Consider the following 11157-nt stretch of genomic DNA (forward strand, 5'->3'; position numbering starts at 1 on the left):
AAATGTTAGAATTGTGCCCGAATACTGAACCCTAGACTTTTTAGGCTAGGTTGCCTGAAATAGTCAAATCCTTGAAAGTACGTTCCTGTAGAAGGTGTGCTCTCGGGGTCGAATGGAGCCTTGTTGTACAACATAAATAGATTATTACCGATAATGGAAGCATTGATGCTTTTGATCCATTTACCCAAGTATTGCTGTGGAATGGTATAACCGAACGCCAGTTCGCGCAGCCGTATATTTGTCGCGCTATAGACATAATAGGCCAGTACACCATTGGTGCCGCTGCCCATCTGGGTATAGTACTGTTCCACATTTGGATAAGGGGCACCATTGACGGTGACATAACCGAGATCACGCGCATCTGCCGTGGTCTGCGAAACGCCATAGGCATCTAACATGGCCTGCGTTGCAGACACCCCCACGCCGCCAAATCGTCCAAAAACCAAAAAGCTTAAATTGAAATTCTTATAGCGGAAACTGTTGTTAAAACCTATTGTATAGTTGGGGTCTGCATTTCCCGCATAGAAATACTCCCGGTTATCCACAGATACACCCGGGTTCAGCGCGATGTAGCCATTTTGGTCCCGTGCAAGTTTTGATGTGATGTAAATTGCACTCATATTGCCACCAACAGCGACCTTTTGCTGATAGCTGCCGCCGCCCGCAATATTGATGGTATCTGTTGCTACACGTCGGCCATCGGCTCCGACAGTGGAATACAGCTCTTTGGCGGTATTCCTGTTTAGCGTAAAGACCGCATTGCTATTCCAGTTGACTGCACCGAGCGTTCCGTTATAGCCCAGATTGGCCTCAATCCCTTTGTTATTCACGCGTCCCGCATTCAGCAAGAAGGATTGATTTCCACCACTGGTCGCAGACTGCGTGATTGTAAAAATCTGATCATAGGTATTGGTATTGTACAGGGTGACATCCAAATTGATTTTGTCCTTCAAAAATTTGAGGTTCAGCCCCGCTTCCCAGGCGTCGGTACGCTCCGGACGGAGTGGATAGCGCAGTGGTGTATTCTGGTTGATACCACCCGTTGCGAGCAGGTACACCTGTGGGCCACCTTCGTAAAGACGCGGTGGATTGCCGACCTGTGAAAAGTTGGCCCGAACTTTTAGGTAGGACAAGGCATTGGATTTGATTTCCGGAAAGGCATCCGTCAATATCGCTGATACACCGATGGATGGATAGGTCAGATACAGCTTGGAATCCTTGTTGAAATACAATTGCGAATACCAGTCGTAACGGTAGGAACCGTCGAGGAACAGCATATTTTTATAAGCAAGGCTAAAATTTCCGAGCAGCGACTGAAAGCTGGTCTTGTCCGGCTGACGGGCCGTTCCAGAGCCCGCCCCTGTGCCTGTAGATCCACTGATATTATCTGTTGTGAACACATTGGGCGGTGAACCCTGCGCGATGCCACCACCTGCGGCCAGAAAACGGGAGGATGATTCCACACGTGAACCGCCCACATTGGCTGTCAGGGTAAAATCGACAAAGCTCTTGTTGATATTGGCCAAAAGGTCTCCATACAGCGCCTGGGTATTGTTTTCATTGATGAAAAAAGCACCACCATACCCTGCAAAGAGCATATCTGTGCTGGCATACATCTTACGGTCTGAGGTTAACTGCGTACGGTCCAGCTTGGCCCTTCCAGTGATATTCAACCAGTCATTGACCTTATATTTTAACGAACCACCCAACAACAATCTTGTTGTATTATTTTCCAAAGGAATACGGTAGGCTGTCCAGTATGGATTCTGCATCTGAAAAGGTGCACCACCAAATGGCCAGTACTGCGTAGGAAACAAACGGTCAGGATTATAGCGCTCAAATGCTTTGATGGCTTCAAAATTTCCGCCCGGAGGAAAGAGGTAAACGGGAACAATCGGATTATGATACAATCCTTGTGCAACCATATTCCGTTCCATTTGCGATAGGTACATACCATTCAAGTCTAGCTGCAGTTTATCGTCCAGAAAACTTGATGTATTCCGGAAGGAGAAATTATAGCGGCTCAGGTTGTTATTGGGAATAATCCCCCGGCCCTGTGTCATACCACCCGAAAAGAAGGTCTGGTTATTTTCTTTACCCGTATCAAATGTAAAACCGGTCATGGAGGTCGCTCCAGTCTGGAAAAAGTCGGCAGGACGATAGGTTGAGGGTTCGGTCAATTTTGGTCCCCAGCTGAAATAACTGCCCTCGTCACTACGGCCATAGGTGTTCTGAAATTTGGGCATGACGAGTGGCGTCATAAAATTGGTGTTGTTCATCAGGCTAAGGCTTGTTCTACCCTTTTGTCCCGACTTGGTATTAATGATGATCACACCATTTTGTCCCTGACTTCCATAGAGCGCTGCCGCCGCCGCACCGGTCAGGGTGGAGATGCTTTCAATATCATCCGGATTAATCATCGAAATAATATCACTGCCCGTGCTCGCAGAGAAGATATCATTAATCTGTCCCGCAGGCATATTGGTTCGCAAATCTGTTGTATTGAGCACCGGAACACCGTCAATAACGTACAAAGCATTGTTGTTCCCGGTAATGGATTTGGTACCACGCATGACGACGCGGGTCGCACCACCGATTCCCGAGGAACTGGCATTGATCGTTACCCCGGCAATTTTACCCGTTAGACTATTGACGAAATTCGGATCCCGGTTGCGCGTCAGTTCCTCACCCTTGACATCCTGTATATTATAGGTCAGTGAGCGGGTCGACTTTTTTATACCCAGGGCCGTGACAACGACAGCATCCAGCACATTGTCACCGGGAGAAAGTGAAATGGAAATTCGGTCCTGAAGCGATACAATGGTATAATCCTTTGTATCGTAGCCTACAAAGCGCACTTCAAGCACATCATTTACTTTCGCCTGGGGCAAGGTAAAGAGTCCGTCCTTGTCTGTATCTGTACTGAGATTTTTACCTTTTAGAAAGACGGTCGCCCCCTGCAGCGGTTTTCCACCGGGATCAGTCACTTTACCCGAGATCCCCTGTTGCTGATTCATCGTCCTTGTTGACACTGGCGACTCCTTTTTCTGGCTATCGCGATTGATCATAATTGCGTTATCCTTGATGTTGTATTGCAGATCTGTGCCATCCAGCAGCTTGCTCATGACCTGATGGATTGTCGCCTGATCAAAATCAACACTGATCGCCCTTTTGTCGTTAAATATCTGATTAGAATAAAGGATATTATAGCCTGTTTCTTTATTGATTGCTTTAATCAGATCAGCCACTTTGATGGACTGTTTTTTGAGTGTAAATAGCGTCTGTCCGGCCGCCGAAACTGTACAATAGACGACCAGTACAGCTGTGCACATGGCTCTAGCTAGTTTAAATATGGTTAACCTCATAATTTTTGAAGTATTTTTTAAAAATTGGTTTGTTCTAAGCTTTAATTGGGTTAAAAATGAAGGTTTTGTTTCCAGTAAATCATAGGCAATGGTTATGGGTTTACGATAATTGTTTTATGCTGTATACTGATTTTGAGATCACTTGCCCCCTGCAGTAGTTCAAGGATCTTTTCAACATCGGCATAGCGCGATATTTTTCCACTAAATGTGGTGTGTTTGCTGGCTTCGGCTTTATTGATATAAATGACATCCACGTTATACCAACGGGCCACTCTGGTCAGGATAGACTCCAAAGATTCATCCCTAAAAATAAATTCATTGTGTTTCCAATCTACGTAGTCATCAACATCCACCTGCGAGACCAAGATCTGTTTTCCTTTGACCCGCGACTGTTGTCCCGGCACTAATACACGCTCTTTGTTGATTTCTACTTTTCCTTCCAGTAGCGTCGTAATGCTATTATTGAGGTCATAAGTATTCACATTGAAAACCGTACCCAGGACACGGACCTCCTGCTGGTCGCTCTTGACAATAAAAGGCCGTTGTTTATCCTTAGCCACCACAAAGTAGCCCTCGCCCTTTAATTCTACCGTACGCAGTTTATCATGTGTCAGGTCTGTGGGAAAACGCAGTGAAGAAGCGGCGTTGAGCGTCACTTCCGAACCATCGGAAAGTTCAATCTGGAATTGTCCACCCCGAGGTGTCTCTATCACCTGATATTCACCCGGGATAACGGCATCTTTGCTGACCACATATTTTAGTTGACCATCGCTGGTGCGGGTCACGGTGATTCCCGATGCGCTAACAGCCTGTCCGGCTGAAAGTTCGATTTTCTTGCCATTGGCAAGCGTCAGGACAGCCTTGTCAGAGCCGGGAACGACTTTGTCGCCAATCTGTTGAACGATCGTATTGGAATGCTTTTGGTTGATACGCCAGACCGATACGCTGGCCAGCGCCAGGATCAGAACTGCGGCAGCATAAGGCAGATAACGTTTCCAGCCGATCTGGCGGATAGGCTGCGCTTGTCTCGATGCGATCTTCGCGTCCAGTTGTTTGAGCAAGAGCTGCTTCTGCTTGGCCGAAAGCGCTACCCGATCAGCTTCGGGCAGTGTCTCTATCCAGAGCTCCAATAACATTCTTTCCTCTTCTGAACAAGAGTTATTGGCGTACTTTTCTAAAAGTATGTCTAACTTATTTACATCCATAATTGGCAACTTATACTATGATGTTGCACAAGTCGGCCTTTGGTAGTAGAAAAAAATGAAATTATTTTTGGGAGAGCAGATAAAGCTGATTACAATGGCTTTGGTCAGATCTGGCCGGATTACTACACCCGGATCGTTTTAACCTGACCATTGATTTTTACCTGTATTATTTTTTGAACTGGCGAATAGATTTTATAGTTCCGTACTTTCCCATTTTGCCATTCCAGATCCACAGTCAAATTACCTTCTGCTTTCAAGCCTTTGATACTTCCGTCCTGCCATGCCGCAGGCAAAGCTGGCAGGAGCTGTATGATACCGTTTTTATCTGTTTGCAAAAGCATCTCTGCAATAAACCCGGCAAGGGCAAGCGATGTATCAATTTGCCATACCGGGTACCACTCGCCTTCGGCAGTGGTAAAATAAGCTTCATCTTCTTTTTTTATTTTACCGGCTGGAACATGGTTGTAACTCAGTAAGTTTTCAAAACCTGCCACATTAATGATGTCATTAAATAATTTGTCAGCTTTTGCGGCTTCATGCAGCCGGATGCGACAGATCATACGTAGCGCCAATGACCAGTTGCCTGCCGTATAAATATCGCTATGCGGAACCACTTTGTATTGACGGGCTTCGCCCCTTAATTCCAATGTTTTTTTGACGGCATTGGTCAATGTGTTGTCATCGGCACCAATCTGTTTAGCGGGCCATACCGCGTATAAATGAGCAATATGCCGGTGGTTGCATTCGGGATCATCAATATCAGCTTCCCACTCCTGCAATTGTCCCAGACGCCCTATTTTGAAAGGCATCAATTGCGCCAGTTTTGATTCAATGGTATGGACCAATGCGCTATCCGTTTGTAATATTTTTGCCGCTTCGATTGTGTTCTGAAACAGATCGGTAAGCATTTGTATATCCTGGTAAGCACATGGTATATTGCCTACATCTTCCGCAAAGGAACTGCCTGAGGCGACTAATTTTCCATCACGTATAAAGGCACCATGTTCAGCAGAAACACTTGGTGCTACGATTAATTTCCCCTGATAGGGAGTCAAATTTTGCAGCCAAAATTGTGTCGCACCTTTTAATAAAGGGTAGGCGGTGTGACTCAAGTAATTTTTATCCTGTGTATACGCAAAATGCCGCCACAGGTAATGGCAATGCCATGCCGATCCCATGGGGAACATGCCCCAGATCAGCTCACTTCCCGGTGCGGCATGGCCCCAGATATTGCCCACCGTATGACTTACCCATCCGTCTGTCCCATAATATGCCTTAGCAACTGCCTGTCCGGGTTTTTCCAGGCTTTTTATCCAATCAATATACGGATGCATGCAATCGTCCAGCCCAACGGCATTTGCACTGTAATAATTCATTTGCAGATTGATATTGGACTGGTAGTTGCCCGACCATTGTGCCGACTCCGTCATGTTCCAGCCCCCCTGTAAATTGGCAGGCAAAAAGCCTTTGCGGGAACTGGCGATCAGCAGATACCTGCTGAGGTTAAAATACAATACTTTCAACGCTACATCATCCTGCTTTGTCTTGTATGCCGCCCAGCGTTCGTTGGTGGGCAGCGCTTCCCCCATCCTATTTCCTTTTAACGTAAAGCTGGTGCGGTTGTATAATTTTTTATGGTCGGCTATATGCGTTTTCTTTAACTCCGCATAAGGTATTGATTTTATTTTCCTAATGGTTTCTCCTGTGCGTTGCTCCGGGTTGTTCCCTTTAAACAAAGGAGCCACTGCGTCATACTCCGTCGCCGATGCCATCCTGATCGTTAGTTCATCCACTTGATCAATAACCAGGTCATTTCCTTTTAGATAGACTTTGCCACCCGTATGGACAACATGTAGTTTAAGACTAAATTTCTGCTGGTTGCTATTGACAGTTCCCTTTATTTCATAAATATTGTTTTGATAGGTAACAACGCTCTGTTTCTGAAACAGCTCCCATTGCAGTGTTGCCGTAATGGCTCCCTTTTGAGAAGCAGTAAAGCGACATACAGCGGCATTGTGTGGATAAGAACAAAAATATTCCCGCTGATACCTAATTCCATCTATTTCATAAGCCACGGTTCCAATGGCATTGGCCAGACTAAGCTTGCGTGTATAATGGGTGGCATCCTCGCCATGTGCAAAATTTATTGACAATATACCATAAGCAGAAAAGTATCCAAATGCACTGGTATCGCCCATAAATTTTGAACTTACCAGCGCATCTGCCTCTTTTAATTTATCGATTTCATTCGCTGTAATAAGCTGTCTTATTTTTTGCAGGTTGTCTTTACCGCCGGGCTTTATGCCGAAATTATAATTGGCATCCTGACCTGGGCCACCTGTCCACAAGGTTTTATCCGTAATGGCAAATTTTTCAATGCCTATACCGCCCAGAAACGAAATTCCCAGGCCGCCATTGCCAATATGTAAGGCTTGGCTGTTCCAGTACCTGCCCGGCTCTTTATACCATAGCAAATGGTTGTAATCTGTTGCTATATCCAGGTCTGCCAACAGGCTCTCCGAAATACTGCTCCCAAATACCTTATTTTGCGCCAATACACTTAACCCGATCCATTTTATAAACGTATGTCTTTTCATTGTTCTGCTTCGTGGTTTTGTTGGAATTTACTTCGCTCTTGTTTCCAGTTCAGTACGTGGGGCAATTAAAAGTTTTCCTGCAGGTACCGATCCCTTAAATGCTTGTGCCCTTAATTGGTACATCCCGTTGGGAATGGCGACAGGCGTACCTGTGTACTTCAAGGAAGTTGTGTCGGGATTGGTATTATCCAAGGTATAATAAATAGCTAAGCCGTCGATATCTGTTTCCAGCGAAACCAGCAATTGTTTTTGTGTATCGTGTTTTGCTATTGCCAGTATATCAAAAGCCGCTGTTGAATAATTGATCCGGGCCTGATCCAACAACTTAAAATGTGCCGGTAATTTTTGTTGAAAACCCGGCCAGTTCTGCTTTGTCATGGGCGACCAAAAAACTTCTGCTAAGGCTAGTGCACGCGGCCAGGTCATGTATTCAGCATGTTTGCCGCTGGGGACAGACTCTGTCCATAAATTCCCTTGTCCACCCAAAACCAGGCTACTGTCCACACCGGCGGGAACAGGATTCCATAGATAAGAATTTTTTAAACGCAGCATGCTATAGGTATCTGGTTCCAATAAAGGATCGCCTTGGTATAAATCCAGATAGGTATGCATATCGGGGGTAAGAATGACCTTGTGCCCCTGTTTTGCCGCCTCAATAGCACCCTGTACACCTTGCCAACTCATTACCGTTGCATCCGGTGCCAGACCACCTTCGAGGATCTCGTTCCAACCTATAATTTTTTTCTGGTATTTTTTAACCATTTTCTCCATTCGTTTTATAAAATAGCTCTGTAATTCATGTTCGGTTTTAATACCTTGCTGTTTCATAAAATCCTGGACTACGGCCGAACGCTGCCAGAAATATTTCGTACACTCATCACCACCGATATGTATGTATTGTCCCGGGAACAAAGCTGCAACTTCTTTCATTACTTTTTCAAGAAAAGCATATACGCGATCGTCTGCCGGATTTAATGTATTATCGTCAATATTATAAAATTTGCTACCGGGATTCACCATATAGTTATACCCCGTAGCCGATAAATAAGGATAAGCGGCAATAGCAGCAAGCGAGTGACCAGGTACATCGATTTCGGGCACGACGGTTATATTTCTTGCAGCTGCATAAGCGACTATTTCTTTAATTTCTTCTTGCGTATAGTAGCCGCCATCGGTAGGTTTTTCGTCTTTTTGCGGGGCTGTATAGGACCACCATCGCCCTGTTCTTGGTACCCGCCAAGCCCCGACTTCTGTTAAGCGAGGCAGCGATTTTATTTCAATGCGCCAACCTTGGTCGTCGGTTAGATGCCAGTGAAACACATTGTATTTGTAACGGGCCATATCATCAATAAATTTCTTTACAAAATCCGTTGAAAAGAAATGACGGCTTACATCCAGCATCAGGCCACGCCACTGAAACCTGGGATAGTCTGTAATTTCCACTACCGGTAAACTTAATTGTTGCTGTTGTGGGCCGTTTCCTGCCTGGCACAGCAATTGCCGAAAGGTTTGCAGCCCGTTGAATAGTCCTGCCGGTTTACGCGCCTGTAATATGACCTTGTTTTTTGTAATAGATAACTGATACCCTTCGTCATTATTTATATTATTCAAAGAAGGGTTCAACAAAAGGCTGATGGTTGAAGTAGATTTTTCCGATCCGTTAGCTATCGCTAACGTAGTACCGTTCAATTCAGCAATCCATTTGTTGAGATGCTCGGCGAGCGGTTTAAGTTCTGTATGACTTTGGGGTATCACAATGGAAGTACCCGCATCAATCGTAAACGTTCCCTCACCCTGCGTATACAATACAGGTTCTGGAATAATGGCGGGTTTTGTTTGTGCTGTAACCATACTGTTCAAGCTGATTAACAACAAAGTCAGGAGCAAATGGTTCTTTAAAAAAGCTATATTCATATCTTAAACTCTTGTAGATAGATAAATATATAAAATAAACAACAGTAATAGGAAATTGTCTGTTGCTCGTGTGGGTCAACCTATGCGATGGTGTTGCACAAGTCGGCCTTTGGTAGTAGAAAAAAATGAAATTATTTTTGGGAGAGCAGATAACTGATGATGACGATGACTTTGGCCTGGTCTGAACTTATCTTGGAGCGAAAGATTTTAAGCACATTGTTAATCTGCTTTTTGACCGTTTTTTCAGATATATTAAGTTCTTCGGCTATTTCACGATAGGAAAGATAATCCTCTCTGCTCATGCGGAAAACCTGCTGCATCTTGGGTGGCAGTTTTGCAATTTCACGTTCGATAAAGTCTTTCACCTGTTTTTCCTGAATCACATCCAAAATGGGGTCGTAGAAAGCGCTGAGGTGCGCTACCAGGCTCTCGGCATATTTTTCCCTGGTTTTCTGTTTGCGTAGGCTAAGCAGCATCTGCTTGCGTACCGACATATAGAGCCATGCTAATGGCGTCTCCAGCCGAAGCTCGTGCCGGCGCATCCACAATGAAGCGAATACTTCCTGTACAAAATCATTCGTTTCCTCCTCATCCACATGCAGGCGCATGGCGTATTGAAGGAGGTCTTGAAGATGTCTTAAATAAAGTTCAGTAAAGCCAGCATAATCATCCTGGCCAATTAAAACCATTAATTGTTGATCAGAAAGTTGGCTATAATCTATCTCTTTTTGCATGGTAGTACTGTCAGATACTAATGTAGTAAAAGTAATCAAATATAGTTTTTCTCCTGAAATATTCTTAAAAATCTTAAGCCCTGCCTTGAGAAGACGCAGCAACTTGTCGCGAAGCCCAGCCCTGCTTCCAAAGCTATGGGCGTACACCATTAAAACTTATGGTTTATACCAAATTGTATGATTTGATTGATCAGCGGAAGCAGTTCTTTTCCCATATCTGTCAGTGTATATTCTACTTTTGGCGGGATTTCGGCAAAGGACTTTTTATGAACGAATCCCTTATCGCATAAAAATTTAAGTTGGCTGATCAGCATTTTTTCACTGATCCCTACGATACAACGCTTAAGTTCTCCATAGCGGATTGTCCGTTCATTGATCTGGAAAATAATAAGCATTGTCCATTTTCCACCGATGATTTCAAGTGTTTTTCGTAAGGGACAGCTCTCGTCAGAAATATTTATGTTCATTTTATATTGTTGATAATCAACTATTCTTAATTTCAAGTAAGTACCCTACCCTAAGGTAAGTACTTGTATATAAGTGTGCTAATTTAGACATTTGTATACTATTTAAACCATTAAAATTAAAATGATATGTCAAAAAATGTAGCGATCGTTCAATCCTATTTTGATGCAGTAGCCAAAGGAGACTTTGATACCATAGGGAGTTTATTTGCCGATGATGTTATATGGCACCAGCCAGGTGATGGTATCCAATCTGGAACATATAATGGAAAGGAAGCCGTATTTGCCCATTTAGGTAATTTTATGAAATGGAGCAACGGTACTTTTGTCATTGATGAAATCGAATATTTAAGTAGCAATGCTGATCTTGTCAGTGCTGCGATCCACTTTAAAGCGGAAAAAGGAGGTTTACATCTTGCAATGAAGGGTATGGATTTATTGCGGGTCGAAGACAACAAGATCAAGGAAGTGTGGTTGTTTTCAGAGAAAATAGCGGATGAAGATGCTTTTTGGAACAGAGCTTCAAAAGATTAAATTTTCAATTGATAATAAGTAGCTAAACGGATCCCCGCAAATAACTATGTGGGGATTCGTTTATTTTCCAATTTAAGGGCTACGGGCAAGGAGTAAGAGACAGCGCTGTAGTGTTATAGTCCGTCCAAAACTGGAGGACAATGAATTGGAAGCCTGCGAATGGAATCCTTCTGTAAGCAACGATCCGCCAATCTGTGGTTAAGCAAAGCTATAGTTTTAAAAAAATGGGTTTGCAACAAATAATTAAAGAAAAAAGGTAAAAGTGCCTATTTGCAAAAATAGAAAGTTGCGTTCGACCTGAAAGCAGGAAAATAATAAATGTAAAAAAAACACTTAAAAATTAT

7 protein-coding genes are annotated in these 11157 nt (G+C 43.9%); 1 reads left to right on the forward strand and 6 read right to left on the reverse strand.

Annotated features, from left to right (window positions below):
- Positions 1-5: 5 nt before the first annotated feature.
- The 6 genes from DFQ12_RS03275 to DFQ12_RS03300 form a co-directional block, all read right to left on the reverse strand.
- The gene (locus tag DFQ12_RS03275; protein WP_120257589.1) at positions 6-3365 is read right to left on the reverse strand and encodes a SusC/RagA family TonB-linked outer membrane protein; all 3360 of its coding nucleotides are present in this window, start codon (positions 3363-3365) and stop codon (positions 6-8) included.
- Between the two features lie 92 nt (positions 3366-3457).
- Positions 3458-4570 (reverse strand): FecR family protein, encoded by a 1113-nt coding sequence (locus DFQ12_RS03280; RefSeq protein ID WP_120257590.1) that lies wholly within the window; start codon positions 4568-4570, stop codon positions 3458-3460.
- Positions 4571-4692: 122 nt separating this feature from the next.
- Complete coding sequence (locus DFQ12_RS03285) at positions 4693-7167, reverse strand: glycoside hydrolase family 95 protein (RefSeq protein WP_120257591.1); 2475 nt, start codon at positions 7165-7167, stop codon at positions 4693-4695.
- 27 nt (positions 7168-7194) lie between these two features.
- The gene (locus DFQ12_RS03290) at positions 7195-9081 is read right to left on the reverse strand and encodes a beta-N-acetylhexosaminidase (protein WP_120257592.1); all 1887 of its coding nucleotides are present in this window, start codon (positions 9079-9081) and stop codon (positions 7195-7197) included.
- A gap of 131 nt (positions 9082-9212) precedes the next feature.
- The gene (locus DFQ12_RS03295) at positions 9213-9965 is read right to left on the reverse strand and encodes an RNA polymerase sigma factor (protein WP_120257593.1); all 753 of its coding nucleotides are present in this window, start codon (positions 9963-9965) and stop codon (positions 9213-9215) included.
- Positions 9965-10282 carry a winged helix-turn-helix transcriptional regulator gene (locus tag DFQ12_RS03300; RefSeq protein ID WP_120257594.1) on the reverse strand — a complete coding sequence of 106 codons (318 nt, stop codon included), beginning with the start codon at positions 10280-10282 and terminating at the stop codon, positions 9965-9967. The genes DFQ12_RS03295 and DFQ12_RS03300 overlap by 1 nt, the downstream gene beginning before the upstream one ends.
- A gap of 126 nt (positions 10283-10408) precedes the next feature.
- On the opposite strand from DFQ12_RS03300, the gene DFQ12_RS03305 reads away from it, so the two are divergent.
- Positions 10409-10813 (forward strand): nuclear transport factor 2 family protein, encoded by a 405-nt coding sequence (locus DFQ12_RS03305; RefSeq protein WP_120257595.1) that lies wholly within the window; start codon positions 10409-10411, stop codon positions 10811-10813.
- Positions 10814-11157 lie beyond the last annotated feature (344 nt).

The organism is Sphingobacterium detergens (assembly GCF_003610355.1).
In the GTDB taxonomy this organism is placed as follows: Bacteria; Bacteroidota; Bacteroidia; order Sphingobacteriales; family Sphingobacteriaceae; genus Sphingobacterium; species Sphingobacterium detergens.